General features: G+C 70.1%; 19 protein-coding genes. 8 read left to right on the top strand and 11 right to left on the bottom strand.

Annotated elements, in window-relative coordinates:
- Positions 1–16: 16 nt before the first annotated feature.
- The 4 genes from ABF401_RS00835 to ABF401_RS00820 form a co-directional block, all read right to left on the bottom strand.
- Positions 17–1,093, bottom strand: coding sequence for a DUF7847 domain-containing protein (locus ABF401_RS00835; RefSeq protein ID WP_353507633.1), 1,077 nt, complete (start codon positions 1,091–1,093; stop codon positions 17–19).
- Positions 1,094–1,216: 123 nt separating this feature from the next.
- Positions 1,217–2,335, bottom strand: coding sequence for a ScyD/ScyE family protein (locus ABF401_RS00830; RefSeq protein ID WP_353507632.1), 1,119 nt, complete (start codon positions 2,333–2,335; stop codon positions 1,217–1,219).
- A 171-nt stretch (positions 2,336–2,506) separates the two neighbouring features.
- The gene (paaI, locus tag ABF401_RS00825; protein WP_353507631.1) at positions 2,507–2,980 is read right to left on the bottom strand and encodes a hydroxyphenylacetyl-CoA thioesterase PaaI; all 474 of its coding nucleotides are present in this window, start codon (positions 2,978–2,980) and stop codon (positions 2,507–2,509) included.
- The gene (locus ABF401_RS00820) at positions 2,980–4,152 is read right to left on the bottom strand and encodes a 3-hydroxyacyl-CoA dehydrogenase NAD-binding domain-containing protein (RefSeq protein ID WP_353507630.1); all 1,173 of its coding nucleotides are present in this window, start codon (positions 4,150–4,152) and stop codon (positions 2,980–2,982) included. The genes paaI and ABF401_RS00820 overlap by 1 nt, the downstream gene beginning before the upstream one ends.
- Before the next feature lie 55 nt (positions 4,153–4,207).
- On the opposite strand from ABF401_RS00820, the gene paaN reads away from it, so the two are divergent.
- Positions 4,208–5,932 (top strand): phenylacetic acid degradation protein PaaN, encoded by a 1,725-nt coding sequence (gene paaN / locus ABF401_RS00815; RefSeq protein ID WP_353507629.1) that lies wholly within the window; start codon positions 4,208–4,210, stop codon positions 5,930–5,932.
- 71 nt (positions 5,933–6,003) lie between these two features.
- Positions 6,004–7,317 carry an MFS transporter gene (locus ABF401_RS00810; RefSeq protein ID WP_353507628.1) on the top strand — a complete coding sequence of 438 codons (1,314 nt, stop codon included), beginning with the start codon at positions 6,004–6,006 and terminating at the stop codon, positions 7,315–7,317.
- Here the strand turns inward: ABF401_RS00810 and ABF401_RS00805 are convergent.
- The 4 genes from ABF401_RS00805 to ABF401_RS00790 form a co-directional block, all read right to left on the bottom strand.
- Positions 7,307–8,257: a response regulator gene (locus ABF401_RS00805; protein ID WP_353507627.1), complete on the bottom strand. Its 951-nt coding sequence runs from the start codon at positions 8,255–8,257 to the stop codon at positions 7,307–7,309. The genes ABF401_RS00810 and ABF401_RS00805 overlap by 11 nt on opposite strands.
- Positions 8,254–10,098 carry an ATP-binding protein gene (locus ABF401_RS00800; protein WP_353507626.1) on the bottom strand — a complete coding sequence of 615 codons (1,845 nt, stop codon included), beginning with the start codon at positions 10,096–10,098 and terminating at the stop codon, positions 8,254–8,256. The genes ABF401_RS00805 and ABF401_RS00800 overlap by 4 nt, the downstream gene beginning before the upstream one ends.
- A gap of 68 nt (positions 10,099–10,166) precedes the next feature.
- Entirely contained in the window at positions 10,167–13,160 is a 2,994-nt protein-coding gene (locus ABF401_RS00795) for an AAA family ATPase (protein ID WP_353507625.1), read from the bottom strand.
- A 1-nt stretch (position 13,161) separates the two neighbouring features.
- Positions 13,162–14,361: an exonuclease SbcCD subunit D gene (locus ABF401_RS00790; RefSeq protein WP_353507624.1), complete on the bottom strand. Its 1,200-nt coding sequence runs from the start codon at positions 14,359–14,361 to the stop codon at positions 13,162–13,164.
- Between the two features lie 190 nt (positions 14,362–14,551).
- Between ABF401_RS00790 and ABF401_RS00785 the strand changes: the two genes are divergently transcribed.
- Genes ABF401_RS00785 through ABF401_RS00770 form a run of 4 tightly spaced genes read left to right on the top strand, consistent with a single transcriptional unit; the run spans position 14,552 to position 15,962 of the window.
- Complete coding sequence (locus tag ABF401_RS00785) at positions 14,552–15,022, top strand: VOC family protein (RefSeq protein ID WP_353507623.1); 471 nt, start codon at positions 14,552–14,554, stop codon at positions 15,020–15,022.
- A gap of 16 nt (positions 15,023–15,038) precedes the next feature.
- Complete coding sequence (locus tag ABF401_RS00780; protein ID WP_353507621.1) at positions 15,039–15,371, top strand: TfoX/Sxy family protein; 333 nt, start codon at positions 15,039–15,041, stop codon at positions 15,369–15,371.
- A gap of 49 nt (positions 15,372–15,420) precedes the next feature.
- The gene (locus tag ABF401_RS00775; RefSeq protein WP_353507620.1) at positions 15,421–15,663 is read left to right on the top strand and encodes a YlcI/YnfO family protein; all 243 of its coding nucleotides are present in this window, start codon (positions 15,421–15,423) and stop codon (positions 15,661–15,663) included.
- Positions 15,663–15,962, top strand: coding sequence for a type II toxin-antitoxin system PemK/MazF family toxin (locus ABF401_RS00770; protein WP_353507619.1), 300 nt, complete (start codon positions 15,663–15,665; stop codon positions 15,960–15,962). The genes ABF401_RS00775 and ABF401_RS00770 overlap by 1 nt, the downstream gene beginning before the upstream one ends.
- A 103-nt stretch (positions 15,963–16,065) precedes the next feature.
- Here ABF401_RS00770 and ABF401_RS00765 read toward each other — a convergent pair whose 3' ends face one another.
- Both ABF401_RS00765 and ABF401_RS00760 read right to left on the bottom strand, forming a co-directional pair.
- Positions 16,066–16,449, bottom strand: a complete 384-nt coding sequence (locus ABF401_RS00765; RefSeq protein ID WP_353507618.1) for a phage holin family protein — start codon at positions 16,447–16,449, stop codon at positions 16,066–16,068.
- A 4-nt stretch (positions 16,450–16,453) separates the two neighbouring features.
- A complete protein-coding gene (locus ABF401_RS00760) occupies positions 16,454–17,542 on the bottom strand; it encodes a 6-phosphofructokinase (RefSeq protein WP_353507617.1) in 1,089 nt (362 codons plus the stop codon).
- Positions 17,543–17,704: 162 nt separating this feature from the next.
- Between ABF401_RS00760 and hisC the strand changes: the two genes are divergently transcribed.
- Complete coding sequence (gene hisC, locus ABF401_RS00755) at positions 17,705–18,823, top strand: histidinol-phosphate transaminase (RefSeq protein WP_353507616.1); 1,119 nt, start codon at positions 17,705–17,707, stop codon at positions 18,821–18,823.
- 32 nt (positions 18,824–18,855) lie between these two features.
- Positions 18,856–19,608, top strand: coding sequence for a hypothetical protein (locus tag ABF401_RS00750; RefSeq protein ID WP_353507615.1), 753 nt, complete (start codon positions 18,856–18,858; stop codon positions 19,606–19,608).
- Positions 19,609–19,710: 102 nt separating this feature from the next.
- On the opposite strand, the gene ABF401_RS00745 is transcribed toward ABF401_RS00750, so the two are convergent.
- Positions 19,711–21,011 (bottom strand): hypothetical protein (locus ABF401_RS00745; RefSeq protein ID WP_353507614.1); only part of this gene is annotated, 1,301 nt, incomplete at its 5' end.

Raw genomic sequence — 21,011 nt, 5'->3', positions numbered from 1 at the left:
ACCCTGGTCACCCTGGTCACGGGCCCGGCGACGGGTGGAGCTGCTGCATGAGCGTGACGTCGAGGCCCTCGCGGCGGATGCGCTGGTCGACGTAGAGGAGCGAGTCCACACCCGAGACGAACGGCGTGACGAGCACGCCCTGCACGAGGGCCGACACGCCTTGGCTGAGCGGCAGCAACCAGATCAGCGTCGACTCCGGAGACCCGGTCTCGATGAGCGCGATGAGGCCGAGCGGTGTGGCGATGATCGAGCCGGCGATCGTCGACACGATGGAGGTGAGCAGCCGGATCCCGAAGACCCGCCAGAACGGTCTGCCCTTGGTCAGCTGCCAGGAGCGGGCGATCGACCGCCGGGCTCCGGCGCCTTCGAGCACCACGATGGACACCGCGAAGCCGACCTTCACCCACAGGTAGATGCCGCCTGTCACCGCGGCGACGATGGCGACAACGGTCCCGCCCACCGCCAACCCGCTGGAGTCGGTGGCCCACAGGCCGACGAGCACGACGATCAGGGCAACGACGAGGGCGACGAACATCGCGATGACGAGGAACGTTGTCGCGAGGGCAGTCAGGATGCGGCCGCGGGACTGCTGCCACGTCTGCGCGAGGGTCACCTTCTGTCCCTGGACGGCGTGTCCGATGACCAGCGCCATGAAGACCGGCAGCAGGATCGACGCGATCCACATCGCGAGCGCCGGGAGGTAGGAAGCCACGGTGGCGTTGACGAAGGGATCGGCGCCGAGCTCGGCGTCGGCGACCGGATCCGTCGCGAAGATCCCGCCAAGTCCGAGATCCTGACCGGCGAGCCAGACGGCCACGGCGGTCGCCGGGATGAGCACGGCTGCAGTCGTGACGAGCGCCAGACCGAGCGTGGCGCCGGGGTTGCCGCGAACCGTGGCGAACACGCCGCTCCAGATCTCGCTGAGCGTGAGGGGTCGCAGCGGGATGATGCCGGGGCGGTACTCGAGCCGCGGCGGGGGCGTCGGCTGAGGCGCCGGGTAGCCGGGCCCGTACCCCGTCCAAGGCCGGTCCTGCGGACCGTTGCGGTCTGGCGGCACCGGGCCGGGAGCAGTCCACCCCTGCTGGTCGCTCATCTGTCCTGTCCTCCCTCCGGTGCCCGAAATCTACCCCGGGCGCCGCCACGCCGCGCACACGGAGGGCGCGGACGTTGCCTCCGCGTCCGCGCCCTCCGTGGCTGGGGTATGCCGCTGAGCTGGCTACCGCTTCAGCCGCACGATCGAGCCGGGTGCCTTGAGCTCGCCCGTCTCGAAGTCGACGTCGGCGAACTGGCCGACATAGAGGTAGCCACCATGGACCTCGACGGAGACCGGTCGCTCGATCGTGACGGCGGTGCTGACGGCCCCGCCCTGGATCTTGGAGATCTTGCCGCCGAACAGCTCGGTCACGTACACGGTCCCGTCGGACGCCACGGCGAGGTTGGTGGCGCCGAGGAAGCCATCGGCCACGCGGGTGGCCGATCCGGTGCTCGGGTTGACCCGGTAGACCGCTCCGCGGGCTCCGAGCGCCGGGCTCTCCGGCCCGCCGGGCAGGACCGACACCCAGAGCGAACCATCGGGAGCGACCTCGACGTCGGTGGGCACCGGCTCGAAGGCGTAGGTGGCCCCGGCCAGGCAGGCGAGCGCCTCCGGCGGTGCCCCCACCTCGGCCGCCAACGCCTCCGTCATCTCGGTGGTGAAGGTGACCGGTTGCGGTGGGAGGATGCTCAGGGTCGAGACGGCCCCCCTGTCGGTGACCGACCAGAGGACGTTGGACCCGGCGTCCGCGACGACCCACCGCGTCCCGACCCGGCTCACCGAGTAGGGATGCGAGTCGACGATGCCGGGGTACGTCGCCGGGCCGCCGGTCAGCATCTCGGCGATCCCGTCGACGCAGGCCCTCTTGGCATCGTCGGCCCCGGCTCCGTAGCCCGTGACCCCGTAGGTGTTGACCAGGTCCGGGTTCGCGCTCTCGGCGCCCGCGAGGTCGGCCACGACGTCGGCGGCGCCACGGGTTCGGATCGTCAGACCGGTCGCGCTGTGGTCGCCGTTGCTCCACGTCCACGCGATGGTCTTGCCGTTGGCCGTCACGTCGACCCCCGCCACGTCCCCTCCGTCGGGGCCAACGGCGAACGGGTCCTGACCGACGACGCCCACGGTGTTCGTGAACCCGTCGGCGACGTAGACGTTGTTCTGGTTGACGGCGAGGTTGAAGGGTCCGAGTGCGAAGTCGGACAGCGTCGTGTGCCAGTTCTTGCTGTCGGCCTGGGCAGGTGCGGCGAAGGCGAGGCAGGCAACCGCCCCGGCCGCGACGACATAGGTGAATCGGCGTAGGTGCATCGTCCTGGTTCCCCTTGGCGTGCAGGGGAGGGCTCGTCCCTCCCGACGTGTCAGTCCCCCGCGGCGCCACGTGGCGCCGACGAACCGAGGCTATGCCGAGGGGCGCAAGGCTGTCCGGGAAATCGCCGAGCTCGTCGACAGCGCCGTGGTGTGCGCTGGGCCAGCCGGTGGCTAGCCGTCCACGCCCGACGGGCGCAAGGACCGGGAGCGGCCCCGGAACTCGGCGACGATCTGGCTGTCGGACTCGCGCTTCACTGTCACGTCGGTGATGCCGCTCCGTCCGAACGCGGAGCGCACCGTCGCCTCCGAGACGAGGATGTCGCCGAGGCGGCTCGGAGCCGTGAACGTGATGTCGGCACCTGAGGCGACGGTCACCTTCCCTCGCGAGTTGCAGGCGAGCGCGAATGTCGAGTCGGCCAGCGTGAAGACGAAGCCGCCGTGGCAGATGTCGTGCCCGTTGACCATGTCCTCACGGATCGGCATCCGCACGACCGCGTGGTCCTGCTCGATGACGAGCGCCTCCATGCCGAGGCGGCGTGATGCCTCGTCGTCGGCCCACATCTTCTGGGCGAAGGCAACCCCGGCCTCCACATCAGCATCGGCGCCCCGCGGCACCGCGGTCCCCTTCCCGGCCGGGTCGGTCATCACACGCTGCCGTCCGTCAGCGCGGGACTGGGCCGGTACCGTCCGCCGGGGAACGCCCGGTCCAGCTGCGCGAGCTGTCCTGCCACGACGTCGAAGCCGATCTCGCGCCCCCACTCGATGGGCCCCTTGGGATACCGCGTCCCGAGCACCATGGCGACGTCGACGTCCTCGGCGGATGCGTCGCCCCTCGCGACGAGGTCGACGGCCTCGTTGACGAGCATGGCCACCGTCCGCGCCAACGGGTCCCTCTCGATCGGCCCACCCACCAGCGTGTGAGCCAGCCCAAGATCAGGCTCGGCCCCGACGCGAACGCCGTCAGCGGCATACGAGTAGACGCCCTCGCCCGACTTGCGACCCAGCCTCCCGGACGCGACGAGACGCCGCTGGAACTCGGTGGGTGCGTACCGCTCGTCATGGTCGGTCTGCTCCCAGACAGAGGTCCCGACGGCGAGGTTGACGTCCTGCCCGATGAAGTCGGTCAGCTCAAAGGGGCCCATCGGGAAGCCTCCCTGCTCGCGGAGGATCCAGTCGATGGTGGCCGGGTCGGCGACCCCCGTCTCGACCATCCGCTGCGCCTCGCCGTAGAACGGTCGCGCGACGCGGTTGACGATGAAGCCCGGCGTCGACGCGCAGCGGACCGGGGTCTTGCCCCAGGCACGCATGAGGTCGACCGCAGCGTCGAGGACCGAACCACTCGTCTGCATCCCGTGGACGACCTCGACGAGGGCCATGACCGGCGGAGGGTTGAAGAAGTGCAGGCCGACGACCCGCTCGGGGTGGATGACCGCCTCGGCGATCGCCGAGATGTCGATGCTCGACGTGTTCGTCGCGAGGATCGTCGTGGTCGGCTGGCTGGCGCCGAGGTCGGCGAAGACCTTTCGCTTGAGCGCGAGGTCCTCCGGCACCGCCTCGACGACGAGGGCGCACTCGGGCAGGTCGCCGGTCGAGCCAACCGGCGCCAGGCGGCCGCGCACGGCGTCGGCCTCGTCGGCTGCCAGCCGGCCCTTCGTCACGAGACGCTCGAGGTTGCCGGCGAGCCGGTCGACGGCGGCTTCGGCGGCCTCGGGGATCGAGTCCACGAGGGTCACCCGGTGGCCCGCGGTGGCCGCCACCTGGGCGATTCCTGCTCCCATCGCTCCGCTGCCGATGACTGCGACGTCGCTCAACTCCATGGGGCCCATCCTGCCCCGTCGGCCCACGCCCTCGACACGGCCTAACCTTGGAGGCGTGACTGCACAGGCGACGAAGCCCACCCACCCGCTGCTCGACCAGCACGCCGGCGTCCTCGACGAGATCCGTCAGGCGCTGACGGCACGCTCGTGGTACTCGCGTTATCCCGAGTCCCCGTCCCCGCGTGTCTACGGCGAGAGTGCCGCCGCCGAGGGGCTCGCCGCGTACGAAGCACACCTCAGTCAGCCGTATGCCGCTGAGCTGGCGTCCGCAGTCAGCGGCACGTTCGTGGGCAGTGAGGTCTCGCCCTACGGTCCGACGCTCGGGGTCGCCTACCCGATGCTCGACCTCGACGCCGGCCTGGCGGCTGCCGAGGCCGCGATCCCCGCGTGGCGAGACGCAGGTCCGCAGGTCCGGGCCGCGGTGTGCGTCGAGATCGTCGACCAGATCAACAAGCGGTCGTTCGAGCTGGCCAACGCCGTCATGCACACCTCGGGGCAGCCGTTCGTCATGTCGTTCCAGGCGGGCGGCCCGCACGCCCAGGAGCGGGCGATCGAGGCCGTCGCGGCCGGGCTCATCGAGCAGGAGCGGGTGCCGCAGTCTGTCGTGTGGGAGAAGCCCGGCAAGGACCGCGAGGGCAATCCCGCTCCGATCCGGATGCAGAAGGACTACCGGATCGTCCCGCGTGGCATCTCGCTCGTCATCGGCTGCAACACCTTCCCGACGTGGAACGCCTACCCCGGGATCTTCGCCTCGCTCGTCACCGGGAACCCGGTCGTCATCAAGCCGCACCCCCGCGCGGTGCTGCCGCTCGCCATCACCGTCGACGCGGCGCGGAAGGTGCTCGCGGAGGCCGGTTTCGACCCCGCCCTCGTCCAGCTCGCCGCCGAGCCCGACGGGCAGGGGCTCGCGAAGACCCTCGCCGAGCGCGACGAGGTCGCCATCATCGACTACACCGGTGGGCCGGCCTTCGGGGCCTGGCTCGAGGAGCGTGGCGCGGCGCTGGGCAAGCTCGTCTACACCGAGAAGGCAGGCCTCAACACGGTCGTCGTCGACTCGACCGACAACCTCAAGGGGATGCTCGGCAACCTGGCCTTCTCGCTGACGCTCTACTCCGGCCAGATGTGCACCGCGCCGCAGAACATCTACGTGCCCTCGACCGGTGTGGAGACGGATGAGGGGCATCTGTCGTTCGACGAGTTCGGTGAGCGCCTGGCTGGCGCCGTCTCGCGGCTGACCGGCGACGACGCGAAGGCCGTCGAGCTGCTCGGTGCCACGGTCAACGACCAGGTCCGGTCGAACGCCGACTCCCTCGAGTCGATGGCCGCGGAGGGCGAGGGTCGGGTCGTGCTCGACTCGCGTAGGGTGGCGCACCCGTCCTACGCCGAGGCCGTCGTCCGGGCGCCCGGCCTCGTCGCCGTCGACGTCCAGCGAGAGGACCTGTACACGCAGGAGTGCTTCGGGCCCGTGGGGTTCCTCATCCAGACCGCCTCGACCGACCAGTCGCTCGCCCAGCTCGCGGACACCGTGCGCGAGCACGGCGGCATGACGGCCTCGGTCTACTCGACCGACGAGAACGTGCTCGAGCACGCCCGCGAGGCTGCGGTGGACGGCGGTGTCGCCCTGTCCGAGAACCTCACCGGCCAGATCTTCGTGAACCAGACGGCGGCATTCTCCGACTTCCACGGGACGGGGGCCAACCCGGCTGCCAACGCCGCCTACACCGACGCGGCCTTTGTCGCCAACCGGTTCCGGGTCATCACCGCCCGCCGCCACGTCTGACCCAACCACCCAATCGAGTGAACGAGAATGGGGCCCGCGAGCCTGAGTCGAGTGTGCAGAAAGCGCCGCGCATGACCACGACGATGACCCGGCTCGACCGGGGCACCTTGCAGCGCAAGGTCATTCGCACACTCGTCGCAACCCAGATCCTCGGTGGAGTGGGCATGGCGAGCGGCATCGCGGTCGGTGCCCTGCTCGCCGAGCAGATCAGTGGGACCGAAGCGCTCGCCGGCGTCGGGACCACCTCCCAGGTCCTCGGTAGCGCGCTCATCACGATCCCGGTGGCCCGCGTCATCGCCGGGCACGGGCGTCGGATGGGCCAGTCGTTGGGCCTGAGCGTCGCCTTCGTCGGTGCGGCGCTCGTCATCACCGCAGCGGTGGCAGGCTCCTTCCCGCTCTTCCTCGTCGGGATGTTCCTCTTCGGCGGCGGCACCACCGCGAACAACCAGGCTCGGTACGCCGCGGCCGATCTCGCCGAGCCGGCCCATCGTGGCCGGGACCTCTCGATCGTCGTGTGGGCCACCACGATCGGCTCGGTCGTCGGGCCGAACCTCATCGGCCCCGGGGTCACGGTCGCCCGCCTCGTCGGCATCCCGGACCTGGCCGGCTGTTTCGTCTTCTCGCTCGCCGGCTTCCTGCTCGCCTGGCTCGTGGTCAACCGTCTGTTGCGCCCCGACCCCCTCCTGACGGCCCGCGCGCTCGAGGCCACGGAGCACGAGGAGCGAGCCCAGCGGCACACGGCCGGCCTGGCGGAAGGAACCACGACGGGACCGGCGCCCGAGGCACCCAACCACGACGGTTCGATGCGTCGGGGCCTCTCGGTGATCCGCGCGAACACCCGGGCGCTGCGGGCCGTGCTCGTCATGGGGCTCGGACACCTGGTCATGGTGTCGGTCATGGTGATGACGCCGATTCACATGAAGCACGGGCACGCCGAGCTCGAGGTCATCGGCTTCGTCATCTCGATCCACATCCTCGGCATGTACGTCCTGTCGCCCATCGTGGGTACGGCCGTCGACCGGTGGGGTGGGCCGGTCATCGCAATGCTCGGCGGCGTGATCCTGACGATTGCCTCAGGACTCGCCGCCCTCTCGAACGCCGGCTGGTCGGCGCTCCTGCTGGTCGCCCTGTTCCTCCTCGGCGTCGGCTGGTCCTGCACGCTGGTGTCCGGGTCGACCCTGCTGACCGCTGCGGTCGAGACCGATGAGCGCCCAGCGACCCAGGGACTCGCCGACGTGTTCATGGGGCTGGCCGGTGCCAGTGGTGGGGCGGTGGCCGGAGTCGTGGTCGGGTCGCTCGGCTACGCGTGGCTCGCCGGGGCTTCCGCGGTCGTGGGCGTGGTCATCCTCGCGATCGGGGCTGCCATGTCCACCGTCAGGAGCTGAGGACCCGGAGCAGCTGCCGCCTGCCGGCCAGGCCTTTGAGGTCGACTTCGCCGATCGGCTCGTACCCGATCGAGGCGCCCGCGGTGAGATCGGCGACGGTTCGCGAGACCAGCACCTCGCCCGGGGAGGCCTGGGCCATCACCCGTGCGGCGATGTGGACGCCGATCCCGCCGATGTCGTGGCCGCGACGTTCGACCTCGCCGGTGTGCAGTCCGACCCGGATCTTCAGGCCGATGTCCGCGACAGCCTCGTGCAGCGACCGCGCGCAGCGCACCGCCTGACCCGGTGCATCGAACACGGCCAGAATGCCGTCACCGGTGTGCTTGATGATCCGTCCACCGAACCGGGTGACCTCCCGGTCCAGCAGGGCGTCGTGCTGGTCGAGCAGCCGGCTCCACGCCGCATCGCCGGTCGTCTCGGCGATGTGGGTGGAGTCGACGATGTCGCTGAAGAGGACGGTTGCGACGAACCGAGCGGGAAGGACGGCCTCCCGAGCGGACCCCGACTCCGGGTCCTCGGCGGGGGCGAGGACCCCGGTGAGGTCACCGAGGACGTGGTCGGAGAGCACGGACGATCCGGCGGCCACGGTCAGGATGGCTTGGGCGATCTCGTCAGGGTGGGCTGACTTCAGCAGGTAGCCGTGGGCTCCGGCGGCGAGCGCGCCGCCGACCTCCGACTGGCCCTCGAAGGAGCTGAGCACGAGGATGCGGGTCTCGGGGACGGCGGCGCGGATCTGGGCTGTTGCCGTGATGCCGTCCCCGTCCGGCATCCGCAGGTCCAGAACGGCAACGTCGGGTCGTAGCTGCTGGGCGAGGGCGAATGCCTCGGTGCCGGAGCTGGCAGCGGCAACGACCTCGAAGTCGGGCCGGCCAGCGAGCATGGTGCGCAGTCCCTCCCGGAACATCGGGTGGTCATCCGCGAGCAGGACGCGCACGGTCATGGCGCGTCCTGGCTCTGGATGTCGGTCGCGGACGGGAACCAGCCGGTCACCGTGGTGCCGCCGCTGGCCGCGGAGGCGACCTGCAGCTGCCCGCCGACCGCGGCGGCCCGGTCGGCCATCGATCCGAGACCGACTCCCTCGCGGAGGCGGGTCGGCAGGCCGATGCCGTCGTCATTCACGGTCAGCTGGAGTCCACCGTCTTGACCGACCAGCCGCACTACGGCTCGGCTGCCGTGGGAGTGACGTGCCGCGTTGGACATCGCCTCGCTCGCGATGCGGAACACCGCCGTCTCGACCTGTGGGTCCAGGTGGGCGAGCGGCCTGTCGGCCTGGACCACGACCGTGAACTCACCCGGCCGGTCGAAGCTCGCCGCCCGCGCCTGGACCGCGGCCAGCAGGTCCTGATGGGTCAGGCTGTCCGGGCGCAGGTCGTCGAGGATGTTGCGCACCACGTTGCCGGCGTGGTCGAGCTCCGTGTCGGCCTGTTCCAGCAGGCGACGGACGCCATCGGCGTCCCGGCCGGGCAACCGATCTGTCGCCGCCGCCAGGGTCAACCGAGTGCCGGCCAGGGACGGGCTGAGCTCGTCGTGCAGGTCAGCGCGGAGCCGAGCGCGCTCCTGCTCGCGCACCTGCAGCACCCGGTCCCGGGCAGCCGCGAGATCGCGAGTGAGACGAGTCGCGGCGACGACCGCGGCCACGGGTGGCACGATGCCATCCAGCGCGGCCAGATCGACCGGGATGCCGTCCCGATGCGGTGCGAGCACCAGGCTGCCCACCTCGACGCCTGCGTGCTGCAACGGGCGAGTCACCGAGCGGCCGCTCGTGTCTCCCCAGACGGCCAGCCGCTCAAAGCCTTCCGGGGTGCGGACGTCGACCGCGGTCCCAGCCAGGTCCAGCGCCTGCCCGACGGCCCGGGCCACCAGCGGGGGGACCTCGTCGGGCCGGGGCGTTGCCGCCAAGCGGTCGGCGAGGTCGCGCAGCCCCAGCGATGCCCGGTCCACAGCGGTCGGCACCCTCGAGCGACCCGGCCGAACCGCAACCGAAACGCCGGCGACGAGAAGCGCTGTGACCGCCCCGGCCAACCCCGCGATCCGCTCGCCCGCTGACACCGAGCCGCTTTCGGGGTCGGCGGAGGCCAACCACACGGTGCCGCCGATGACCAGGCCGGCGGAGGCCGTCAGCGGCCAGGGCCACACCCGATCCAGCCACCGCATCCGACCACTCGCTGGCTCCAGGAGCATTGAGACTCCGACCGCGATCGGCAACATGGAGAACGCCACGCCGAAGGCTGCCTCGGAGACGTGAACCCGAGCCGGACTCTGGAACCACGAGTCGGCCAGGAGCGACGCCACGAGAAGCACGACGACCAGGCCCGTACCGACCAGAACCACAACCAGTCGTGCGCGCCGCAGGCCCTCGGACCGAGCCCAGGACCGCACGAGAGAGACGACTGCCACCGCGCCGATCAGCAGGCACGAGACAAACATCCCGATGACGAGCAGTCCCAGAACTCCTGCCGGCTCTTCCCCCTCGCGCGACAGGCCAGGAATGAAGCTCAGCGCTCCCGCGAAGAGAAATACCGCCACGACGTACCAGAACCCGATCTGCCGCAGACGGCTCGTCCGCACCCCGTCCGGGAACGCCAGAAGCACAAGGACGCCCATGGACACCCAGATCGGGAACACTCGCCCTTGCTCATCGAAAATGAAGGAGAGCGTCAGTGCGACGTAGGCAACCAGCACCCACGTCACAGCATGCTGTGGACGACGCGCCAGCAGCGCCACCGTGATCGTCACCAGCGCCACGAGGATCCCGACTACGGCCACCGGCCACTCGTCCACCTTCGCACTGTGACACGAGCCGTGTGGACCGTCCACACAACGGGCCCCAGCCGGGATGGCTCGCTGGGTCACGCGGTGACCCGGAGCGTCGAGGTGCGATCCTCCTTGACCACGATCTCGATGCGGTCCGCGATCCGGGACTTGAGCTCGGTGACATGGCTGACGATGCCGACCGTGCGGCCGCCGGCTCGCAGACCCTCGAGGGTGTGCATGACGTCGTCGAGGACGTCCGGGTCGAGAGTGCCGAAGCCCTCGTCGACGAAGAGCGTGCCGAGGTCGACGCCGCCCGACTCGGCGCGGACCACGTCCGCCAGGGCGAGCGCGAGCGACAGCGAGACATAGAAGGTCTCGCCGCCGGACAGCGTGCCGACGTCGCGGACCTGGTTGGTGTGCATGTCGTGCACCCGGACTCCGAGACCGGACTTCGCGTTGCCCTTCTTGGCATCGGTGTGCTCGAGGGAGTAGCGCCCACCCGAGAACCGCGCGAGCTCGGTGTTGGCCGCGGCCAGGACCTCCGCGAAGCGGCGGATGAGCACGTACTTCGCCAGGTCGAGGTTGAGCTGGTTGTCCCCGTTCCCGGAGACGAGCTGCCCCAGCCGCACGGCGTCGGCCGTCTCGCGGATGCAGTCCGCATTGCGCGCGAGCGCCGACCCGATGTCGAGCACGCGTTGCCTGGTCCTGGTCATGTGGCTGCGGAGGCTGCCGTGCTCGTGGGTTGCGCTCTCCATCTCCTTCTTCGCCGCCTTCTCGAGCTCGATCATCGGCTCGATGTCGTCGAAGAGGGTGTCGAGCTGGACGTCCGCCAGCTCAGGCCCCGAGAGGCCCGCCTTGACCCTCGTGCACGCCGTCTCGAAGTCGGCGATCTCCTTCTCCTTCGCGGCGATCCACTCGACGGACCGGTCCGCCTCGAGCCACTCCGCGACATCGGCGAAGCCCGCCGCCGCGAGGTCGGCGTCGCGGGCCGCCGCGTCCTCGGCCACGCTGGCCCGGGCGGACTCGCGCGAGGTGATCGCATCGATGAGCTCGTCGACGCGCGCGGCCCTTGCGACCAGAGCCTCGCTCCGCGCGGACACCGTGGGATGCCCGTCCCGAGCGGCGTCGACCACGGCTGTGTCAGAAGTGACCCGCTCGTCGAGCTGCGCGGCCGTGTGCTCGACCCGTGCCGCCTCGGCCGTGAGCTGCGTCGCCCGCGTTGTCAGCTCCGCCGCCCGAGCCCGGAGTGCCGCGAGGTCCTGCTCGGCTCCAGCTGCGTCGTCACCGGCCTGCAGCGATGCGGAGAGGTCGGCGGCCGCCTGCTGCGCGGCCACGCGGGCCGCCTCGACGTCGAGGCCATCCGAGGCGACGGCCAGGGTGGCGAGCTCCGCTCGAAGGGCGGACAGGTCCGCACCGGCCTGCACGACTGCGGACCGCAGGCCCTCGACCCGCTCCTCCTCGGCGGCGATCTGCTCGGGCGTGACCGCGCCGGGCGTGGGACGCGCCGGCACTGGGTGGTCGACGGACCCGCAGACTGGGCAGGGCCGCCCGTCCACCAGCGCGAGGCCGAGCTCGCCGGCGATGTCGTCGATGCGCGCCCGGCGTAGCGACGCGAGGGCGGCCTCCCCCTCTCTGGCTGCCGCGAGGGCAACCATCGCCTTCTCCTCCGCCTTCGGCAGTCGCGCCGCAGCGGCCGCCTCGCGCACCGCGGCGTCCAGCTTCCTCTTCGCACGAGCCGCGGCGGCCGTTCGAGCGTCGAGGAGCGAATGGAGGTGCCGAGCGGCCGTGAGGGACTCCTCAACGGAGTGCAGCGCCCGGGGCAGTGCCTCGAGCTCCGTCGTGACGTGTGCGAGTCCAGCGCGGGCTCGCTCGGCTCGGGCTGTCGCCTGCTCGAGCTCCGTGCGCCGTAGCGACAGCGAGGCCTCCACCTCGGCTGCAGCCGTCAGGGCGCCCACGACCTCGCGGGTGGATGAGGCCGCGACCCGGAGCTCCACGACGGTCAGCTCGCGAAGGGCCGGCAGCACCCGCGACCTGGCCGCCGCGACGGCTGCCTCGGCCCGCTTCAGCGCCGCCTCGCTCTGCGCCAAGGTACGCACGGCTCCGGCAACCGGCCGGGCCTGGCGCGCTCGCGCCACCTGGCGACGGAGCTGGTCGAACTCGACCGCTCGCGCCCCCAGTGACTCGTCCTCGCGCTGCAGCTCGATGAGCCGCTCCCGGCGCTGCCGTCGCAGCCTGGCGTTGCCCACCATCTCGGCCATCTGCCGGTGCGCCTCGATCGCCTCACGGCTTGCCTTGGCGGCATGGCGCTCCCGGGTGGCCAGCTCGTCGACCACCTGGGCCAGCTCGCCGTCGAGGTCGTCCGGTGAGGCCTGGGCCAGGACCACCAGCTCGTCGCGCCGCTCTGCCTCGATGCCGGCCGAGACGGCGAAGGCATGGATGGCATCGCGGATCTGCCCGACGGCACCCTGCCGCTGAGCCTGAGCGACCCGCCCCGCCTCGACGATCTCCTCCTGAACCCGACGGAAGAATGCCGTCCCGAAGACCTTCTCGAGCAGTTTGCCCTTGTCCTCCGACCTCGCCCGCAGGAAGGTCGCGAACTCACCCTGGGGCAGGATCACCGTCTGGACGAACTGGTCACGCGTCAGTCCGACGGCTCGAGTGATCTCGTCGTCGCAGTCGCCGAGGTTCGTGGAGAGCAGCTCACCGCCGTCGAGATCGTCCGGGCCCGTGATCCGCCACAGCTTGACCGACGGCTGCTGCACGGTCAGGCCGCTCCCACGCGACTTCGGCCGCTCGAACCGCGGCGTCCGGCGGACCCGATACAGCCCCGACTGGGTCTCGAACACGAGCGTCACGACCGGGATCTCACGCGGATCCGCGTGGTGCGAGTGGATCCGCTCGACGTCAGCCGAGGCCTGGGCCACCTTGCCATAGAGCGCGAAGGTGATCGCGTCGATGATCGTCGACTTGCCCGACCCGGTCGGGCCCTCGAGGAGGAACAGGCCCGCGCGCCCGACAGCGCCGAAGTCGATGACCTCCGTGCCGGCGAACGGGCCGATGGCGGTCATCTCCAGACGGTGCAGCTGCACGTCAGGCCACCTCCTCCTGTGCGTCGGCGAGCGTCTGCGCTTTGACGGCGGCCTCGTAGCCCGAGACGAAGCAGGCGATCTCGCCCTCGCTGGCCCCCGCCTTCGTCACGTAGGCGATGAAGTCCGAGCCGAGCTCGCGCGGATCGCGTTCGCTGACGAGGGTCGTGCCGCGGACACCTCGCTCGATCCGGCCCTCGGGTTCATGGAACACCTGCAGGACATGGGGGAACCGGGACGTGAGACGGTCCATCAGGGAGTCGGGTCGCACCCGGTCGGTCACGGTGACGCGCACCCAGGACTCCTCGTGCGTCGTCAGGGCCGGGTCGTCGAGCAGGTGGTCGAGCGTCCCGCGCACTGTGGCCATCGGCCGCGGCTGGTCGATCTCGACGGGTGTCACCTCGACGGGGCCCTCTGCCGGGAGATCGACGAGGAGCACCGCCTTGACCTGGTCCTGCTCGGAGAACGAGTACCGCAGCGGCGAGCCGGAGTAGCGCACCACCGACCCTGGGGCGGCCTCGGGCGACTGCGGCCCGTGCAGGTGGCCCAGGGCGGCGTAGTCAATGCCCTGGAACACTGTTCCGGCGACCCGGTCGACCCCGCCGACCGCGATCGACCGCTCGGAGTCGCTCGGCTCGGCTCCGGCGACGAACGCGTGCGCGATGACGACCGAGCGGACACCGTCGCGGCCGGCCAGGTCATCGCGGATCCGGTGGCAGGCGGCTCCCACGACGGCCTGGTGCGAGCGGGGGAGGACGTCACCGCCGTGAGCCAGGGCGACTCGGGCATGGTCCACGTCGAGGTAGGGGATGCCGTAGATCGCCACCTCGACCCCGTCCGAGCCGTGCAACAGCACCGGCAGGTCGATCATCGAGATGTCGGTGATCATCCGGATGCGGTCCCGGAAGAGTGCGGCGCCGTAGCCGAGCCGGATCGCGGAGTCGTGGTTGCCGGACGTCACAACGACGGTCGTCATCTCGGACAGGCGCGAGAGCGTCCACTCAAAGAGCTGGACGGACTCCACCGGCGGCACGCCGCGGTCGTAGACGTCCCCGGCCACGATGACCGCATCGACCGGCACGCCGTCCCGCGGGTCCTCGACGAGCTCGCAGATCCGCTCCAGCACGGACGCCTGGGCCTCGTGCAGGCTCACGCCGTGGAGCGTCCGCCCGAGGTGCCAGTCCGAGGTGTGCAGCAACCGCATGCCACGAAGGTAGGACGACGAGCCGACAGCCACCGTCCGGACACGCCACGCGGGACAGATGAGTCCGTATGCCGCTGAGCACAGTCCACGTCGAGTGTGCACTTCGCGCCGTCCCCACCTCGTCGAGTGTGCACTTCGCGCCGTCGGGCCTCCCGATCACTGTCGGTGGGGTCCGGCACCATGAGACCTCATGAGCCGAGATTTCCAAGTGACCTTTGATGCCGCCGACCCGATCCGCCTGAGCCTGTTCTGGGCGGAGGCGCTGGACTTCGTCATCCAGCCGCCGCTGGGCAGCAACCTGCCGCCCGCGACTCCGGCCAGCGAGGTCCTGGACGCGTGGACGGATTTCCTCACCCAGGCCGGCGTGCCACCAGAGCGGCACCGCTCGGCCTCGGCGATCGTGGACCCAACGGGCTCGCGGCCCCGCGTGTTCTTCCAGCAGGTGCCGGAGCCGAAGTCGGCCAAGAACCGGGTCCACCTCGACGTCCGCGCGGCCCCCGGCCTCGACGGCGACGAGCGGATGGCCGCCTTGGAGCAGGAATGCGAGCGGCTCATCGCCCTGGGGGCGACACGGGTCCAGCGGTTCGAGCCCGGGCCTCCGATGTCGGCCGGTCACATCGTGATGGCCGATCCAGAGGGCAACGAGTTCTGTCTGGACTGAGAGCCATACTGCTGCCATGGCCTACGACGAGGAGCTCGCCGACCGGATCCGGTTCATCCTCGGGATGGACGCAGATGTCGTCGAGAAGAAGATGTTCGGTGGTCTGGCATTCCTTGCCGACGGCCACATGGCGGTCGCGGCAAGTGGCCAGGGCGGCCTGCTCGTCCGGGTCGACCCGACCGAGACGGCTGCGCTCCTCGCCGAGCGCGGGGTTGCACGGATGGAGATGGGCGGTCGGAGCATGGACGGCTGGCTGCGCGTCGACGCGTCCGAGGTGGAGGACGATGTCCCCCTGCGTCGCTGGGTAGAGCGCGGCCTCGGCTACGCCCGCTCGTTGCCCCCCAAATAGGGCCCAGCGGTCGCCTTTTCGGTGCATACCGTTCCGGTACCATTATGGGATGAGCAAGCAGATCGCGGTGCGACTCCCGGAGCACATGGTTGAGCAGATCGACACTCTCGTGTCGGACGGGTCCGTGCCCAGCCGTGCCGCCCTCGTTCAGAGTGCCCTCGAACGAGAGCTCCGGCGACGGATCTACGAGCAGGAGGTCGAGACCTTGTTGGCGCTCAAGGCAGCTGGGGAGCCGGACGAGTTCGCCGAGCTCGCCGAGTGGGGGGCTCGCCAGCCGGTCGACATCGACTGATGCGGCCCATCCACCTCGCCCGACTGGAGAAGTCTCGACCGGTTCTCGTCCTGACTCGAGGGCTCGCTCGACCGCACCTTGCCTATGTGTCGATCGCACCCATCACGTCGAGGATCCGCGGGCTTCCGACCGAAGTGCACCTCGGCCCGGAGAACGGATTGGATCACGAGTGCGTGGTTTCCGTGGACAACATACGCACCATTCCGGTACGAGATCTGGGACGGCTCGTCGGCTACCTTCTTCCCCGTCAAGAGCCCCAGCTGTCCATGGCCATCACGCTCGCGTTCGACCTGGCCTGATCGACGCGGCGCGGACTGCACACTCGACGCAGACTGACCCCGCCACGCGCGAGAGCCCGCTTCCGAGCGGAAGCGGGCTCAGCGGCATACGCGAGTTTGCTTGTCAGTCCTTGGGGTTGAAGAAACCCAGGATCATCGAGACGAACGTGATGATGAGGGATCCGAGGACTGCGTCCCAGAAGAACTCCTGCACATGGAAGGCAAGTCCCAGCTTCTCCGACAGCCAGGAGGTCAGCCACAGCATGAACGCGTTGACGATGAAGACGAACAGCCCCAGCGTCAGGATGATGAAGGGCAGGGAGAGGAGCTTCGCGATCGGGCGCACGAAGGTGTTGAGGACGCCGAACACCAGCGCGACGAGCAGCACGGTCCACACCGTCTCCCACGTGCTGGACCCGCGGCCGAACTCGATGCCGTCGATGAGGAGGGCGGCGATCCACAGGGCGATGCCGTTGATGACGGTCTTGATCGCGAAGTTCATCAGCATGGCGTCAGTCTTCCACGCGCTCAAGTCGATCGGCGGGAAGACCGGGGTGTTCGTCGCCGGGGATGCGTGGCCGGAACATCGTGTTGATCCGCAGGAGGTCGTGGTCGACCATCTTGAGCTCGCCGATGGCCTCCTTGACCGGCACGCGGACGATGTGTCCGCGCTGGAGGGCGACCATCTCACCCCACGCGCTGTCCATCGCCGCCTCGACGGCCGCGACCCCGAAGCGGGTCCCGAGGACCCGGTCGAACGCGACCGGTGACCCGCCACGCTGGATGTGTCCCAAGGCTGTCATCCGGCTCTCGATACCGGTGCGGCCCTGGATCTCGCGGGCCAGGATCGAGCCGATTCCACCGAGGATCTGGTGGCCGTAGCGGTCCATCTCCGGCACGGGCAGCTCCATCGTCCCCGGCTTGGGGACGGCGCCCTCGGCCACGACGATGATCGTCGCGAAGCGCCCCTTGCGGTGCCGATGGACGATCCGCTCACAGACCTCCGCGATGTCGAAGGGCTCCTCGGGAACGAGCGTGATTGCCGCGCCGCCGGCGATACCGGACCACGTTGCGATGTGGCCGACATGACGCCCCATGACCTCCACGACCAGGACCCGGTGGTGGGACTCAGCCGTCGTGTGCAGTCGGTCGATGGCGTCGGTGCAGATCTGCACGGCCGTCTGGAAGCCGAACGTCATCTCGGTCTGGGAGATGTCGTTGTCGATCGTCTTGGGGACCCCGACGACCGGAAAGCCGTTGTCGTGGAGGCGTGAGACGACGTTCATCGAGCCCTCGCCGCCGACGGCAAGGATCGCGTCGAGCCCGTGCCTGGCGTAGGCCTTGCGGACCTTCTTGAGCCCGTCCTCGAAGGCGAACGGCTGGTCGCGGCTCGTGCCGAGGATGGTCCCGCCGAGCGGCAGGATGCCACGGCAGCGGTCGACATCGAGCAGCTCGAAGTCGTTGTCCATCACGCCCCGCCAGGCGTTGCGGAAGCCGACGACCGTGCTGTCGTAGGTCACCTCCGCGGCTCGGACCGCGCCGCGAATGACGGCGTTGAGGCCGGGACAGTCCCCGCCTCCGGTGAGGATGCCGATGCGCATGAGCAGCGTCCTTCGTGTGGGTTCAAACAGGTGCGTCGAGGCGGCGTTGGCGCGACAGTGTGAGCCTAGCCACATCGGGCCGTATGCCGCTGAGCCCGGTCCACCTTTCGGGACCCTCCCAGCCCTCCCGCCCATCCCGGCTTGCTCAATAGAGTGGTCGGCATGAGCGACGACGACGTGCAGCCCGTTCCCGCCGCCCCTGGCTCCTCTCCCACGGTGCGGTTGCGGCAGGTCCTTGGCCGGATGCCCGACTACAAGCCGGGCAAGCCCGCCACGGCTCGGCCAGGCCTGACGCCCTACAAGCTGTCGTCCAACGAGAACCCCTACGGACCGCTCCCGTCGGTCCTGACGACGATCAACGAGGCCGCGACGTCCGTCAACCGCTATCCCGACATGGCGGTCGTCGAGCTGCGCGAGCGCCTCGGTCGCGCCCTCAGCGTCTCGGCCGACTGCATCGCGACGGGGACCGGCTCAGTCGCCGTCCTCGCCCAGATCGTCCAGGCGGCGTGCGACGAGGGCGACGAGGTCGTCTTCGCCTGGCGGTCGTTCGAGGCGTACCCGATCGTCACACAGCTGGCCGGAGCCACCCCTGTCATGGTCGCTCTCGACGACCGGGCCCGGCACCGCCTCGACGCGATGGCGGACGCCATCACCGAACGGACGCGCGTGGTGCTCGTCTGCACGCCGAACAACCCCACTGGGCCGTCGGTGCACCGCGCGGAGCTGGACGCCTTCCTCGACCGGGTTCCCAGCGACGTCATCGTCGTTGTCGACGAGGCCTACGTCGAGTTCGTCCGCGACGCGGAGGCGGTCCGGGGTCTCGAGGTCTGGCGCGAGCGGCCCAACGTCGTGGTCCTGCGCACCTTCTCCAAGGCCTTTGGCCTTGCAGGGCTGCGAGTCGGCTTCGCGGTAGCCCACCGTGACGTCGCCGCCGCGATCCGGAAGACGGCGACGCCCTTCGGGGTCAACTCCATCGCCCAGGCCGCGGCCGTCGCCTCACTCGACGCCTTCGACGAGCTGAAGGAGCGCGTCGAGTCGATCGTCGAGGAACGGGAGCGGGTCGTGCGTGGCCTGCAGGACCAGGGCTGGAAGCTGCCGGAGTCGGACGCGAACTTCGTCTGGTTCCCGCTCGGGGCAGACTCGACCGCCTTCGCGGAGGCGTGCGAGGAGGCCGGCCTCATGGTGCGGCAGTACGGCGACGACGGCGTCCGCGTCACCATCGGCGAGACCGAGGCCAACACCCGTCTGCTCGACGTCGCCGAGACGTTCGGGGCGCGGTAGCACGGGCACCGGCCCGGGACAGGGGAGCGGACATGAGGATCCGACCGGTTCGGGGCCGTGCGTTGGGTGGCGTGCTGGCGCTGGCCGGCGTGCTCGTACTCGTCCCATCGGTCTTCTGGCCGACGACGAGCATCACGCAACGCGTCTTCGCCGGCCCGGACGAGACACTGCAGGAGGACTACGTCACGTTGCTGTGGAGCTGGGGAAGGGTCGGGGTCGACAGCGCGCCGGCGGGGGCGGACCTCACGGGCATGAGCAACACCTGGGGACTCGTCTTCCTCGTCGTCGTGCTCGTGGCGGGCGGGGCCGGTGCCGCTGCGTGGCTCCTGGTCCGCGGTGCCCATGGCCGGCTGCTCGGGGTCGCGGGTGTCGCAGTCGCCGGTTCGTACGCAGCTCACACCGTCTTCCGCCGCTTCGGTGAGAGGCCGTGGTACGGCTCTGACGAGTTCGTCGTCGTGGGGACTCCGCCCAGCGGACACGTCGAGGAGCTGGCCGTGGGCGTCCTCGCTGCCGCCCTCGCCGTCATGGTGTGGCGGTCGGGGCTGGCTGTCGGCCGATCAGCGTGGGACGGGGTGTCGGCCTGGGCGGCGGCAGCACGGACCGTCGACGAGTCGCCGGGCCACGGCACCCCCGACGGAGAACGGGGGCGAGTCATCGTCCATGGGGAGCGCCGGGTCGACGGCACAGTCGCGCCGGGCCATCTGGCTGCTGGGCCGGCGGAGCCCGTGGGCTTCACAGACCCGTCAGCGGACGAGGACCGCTTCCACCCGCCAACGCTTGGGTAAGTGGGCCGGGAACGCGCCTGGTCGGGGCGGCTGGGCCGCCCCGACCAGGGGTCCTTTCAGGTCAGTTGTCCCTCCGACTGGCACGCCGGAGGCCGGATCGCGTCACTGGAACGTGTTCCAGAACGCCTTGTCGGAGATGGCTCGAGCATTCTTGCTGTCGGCCGACGTGCCGGGCGTGAAGGTCGAGCTGTCACCGGCGGAGTTGAACGATGCAGCCTGGCCCTGTGCTGTGCTGATCGCCGAGAGGTTGGTTCCGCAGAGCGCGGCCTCCCATGCGGCGAACGAGCCATTGGCCGGGACCGACCCGAACGCCGAGGCATTCAGCTCGGCGGCCAGCAGCTGCTGGAGCAGCTGCGCGCGTGCCTGGTCGAGCGCAGACCGCTTCTTGCCATCCGTCGTCTTGGAGATGTCGGACCAGAAGCCGCCCATGAGCTTGCCCAACGTGTCGATCGGCCGACCGCAGAGTGACGTGTCACCGATGCCGGACACGCCAGCAACGCCCGTGAAGGTGTGGCCGAACGCCGTCCCGCCGAACCAGGCGATGTTGGCCAACGGCGAGTGCGTGGCCCAGAACCCTTGGGTTCGGGTGACGCCCTGGCCGGTGTTCTCGAACACACAGGTCACCGTGTCGCCGTTCTTGAGCGAGACCGTGGCCGTCTGGGTGTTGAGGTCACCAACGCCCGTGCTGCCGCCGCTGCCCGTCACCGTGCAGTTGTACGGATTGCTCGGATCGCTGGATCCACCGATTCCCGTGAGCACCCATCCCAGGGGCACGAGCTCCTGGACCGAGTAGCTTCCGGCGTTGAGGTCCTGACCGTTCTCCTGGCCTCCGGCCAGCGCGAAGTCGACGTAGCCGGTCCCGTTCGCGTCGAAGTTGAAGCTGGTCTGCGCGCCGACTGGCTTGATGACCTTCCTCACAACGATTCTGCCGGGCTGGTCGTCGTTGGTGATGGTGCAGGTGGCCTCGCCGCCGATGCCGACGGTGATGTTGCTGCCGCTCTGCGTGCCACCCTCACACACCCACGCGCTGGCCGAGTATCCGTAGACGGTGGTCTCGGACAGGGCCCAGGTGTCGGCCTGGAGGCCGGCGCCGGAGTCGACCGGGCTGGTGCCGGACAGGTCATTGCTGCCGGCGCCGTTCGCGGTCAGGGTGAAGTCGGCGACGGTCTTGGTGCCGCCGTTGTTGTTCACGACGACCTTGCGCAGGTGCAGCTGCGGCGGGATGTCGTTGTTGGTGATGGTGCAGGTGGCTTCGCCGCCGATGCCGACGGTGATGTTGCTGCCGCTCTGCGTGCCACCGACACAGCTCCACGCGCTGGCCGAGTAGCCGGACGGCCCGGTCTCGGACAGGGCCCAGGTGTCGGCCTTCAGGCCGGCGCCGGAGTCGACCGGGCTGGTGCCGG

It is taken from the genome of Intrasporangium sp., from assembly GCF_040414665.1.
Lineage (GTDB): Bacteria > Actinomycetota > Actinomycetes > Actinomycetales > Dermatophilaceae > Intrasporangium.
The sequence above is the reverse complement of the archived record's forward strand: the minus strand, read 5'-3'. Positions and strand labels throughout refer to the sequence as shown.

Excerpts from the sequence above, each read along its gene's own strand:
- ABF401_RS00835 (WP_353507633.1), bottom strand. The coding sequence starts at position 1,093 with ATGAGCGACCAGCAGGGGTGGACTGCTCCCGGCCCGGTGCCGCCAGAC.
- ABF401_RS00830 (WP_353507632.1), bottom strand. The coding sequence starts at position 2,335 with ATGCACCTACGCCGATTCACCTATGTCGTCGCGGCCGGGGCGGTTGCC.
- paaI (WP_353507631.1), bottom strand. The coding sequence starts at position 2,980 with ATGACCGACCCGGCCGGGAAGGGGACCGCGGTGCCGCGGGGCGCCGAT.
- ABF401_RS00820 (WP_353507630.1), bottom strand. The coding sequence starts at position 4,152 with ATGGAGTTGAGCGACGTCGCAGTCATCGGCAGCGGAGCGATGGGAGCA.
- ABF401_RS00810 (WP_353507628.1), top strand. The coding sequence starts at position 6,004 with ATGACCACGACGATGACCCGGCTCGACCGGGGCACCTTGCAGCGCAAG.
- ABF401_RS00805 (WP_353507627.1), bottom strand. The coding sequence starts at position 8,257 with ATGACCGTGCGCGTCCTGCTCGCGGATGACCACCCGATGTTCCGGGAG.
- ABF401_RS00790 (WP_353507624.1), bottom strand. The coding sequence starts at position 14,361 with ATGCGGTTGCTGCACACCTCGGACTGGCACCTCGGGCGGACGCTCCAC.
- ABF401_RS00785 (WP_353507623.1), top strand. The coding sequence starts at position 14,552 with ATGAGCCGAGATTTCCAAGTGACCTTTGATGCCGCCGACCCGATCCGC.
- ABF401_RS00780 (WP_353507621.1), top strand. The coding sequence starts at position 15,039 with ATGGCCTACGACGAGGAGCTCGCCGACCGGATCCGGTTCATCCTCGGG.
- ABF401_RS00775 (WP_353507620.1), top strand. The coding sequence starts at position 15,421 with ATGAGCAAGCAGATCGCGGTGCGACTCCCGGAGCACATGGTTGAGCAG.
- ABF401_RS00770 (WP_353507619.1), top strand. The coding sequence starts at position 15,663 with ATGCGGCCCATCCACCTCGCCCGACTGGAGAAGTCTCGACCGGTTCTC.
- ABF401_RS00765 (WP_353507618.1), bottom strand. The coding sequence starts at position 16,449 with ATGCTGATGAACTTCGCGATCAAGACCGTCATCAACGGCATCGCCCTG.
- ABF401_RS00760 (WP_353507617.1), bottom strand. The coding sequence starts at position 17,542 with ATGCGCATCGGCATCCTCACCGGAGGCGGGGACTGTCCCGGCCTCAAC.
- hisC (WP_353507616.1), top strand. The coding sequence starts at position 17,705 with ATGAGCGACGACGACGTGCAGCCCGTTCCCGCCGCCCCTGGCTCCTCT.
- ABF401_RS00750 (WP_353507615.1), top strand. The coding sequence starts at position 18,856 with ATGAGGATCCGACCGGTTCGGGGCCGTGCGTTGGGTGGCGTGCTGGCG.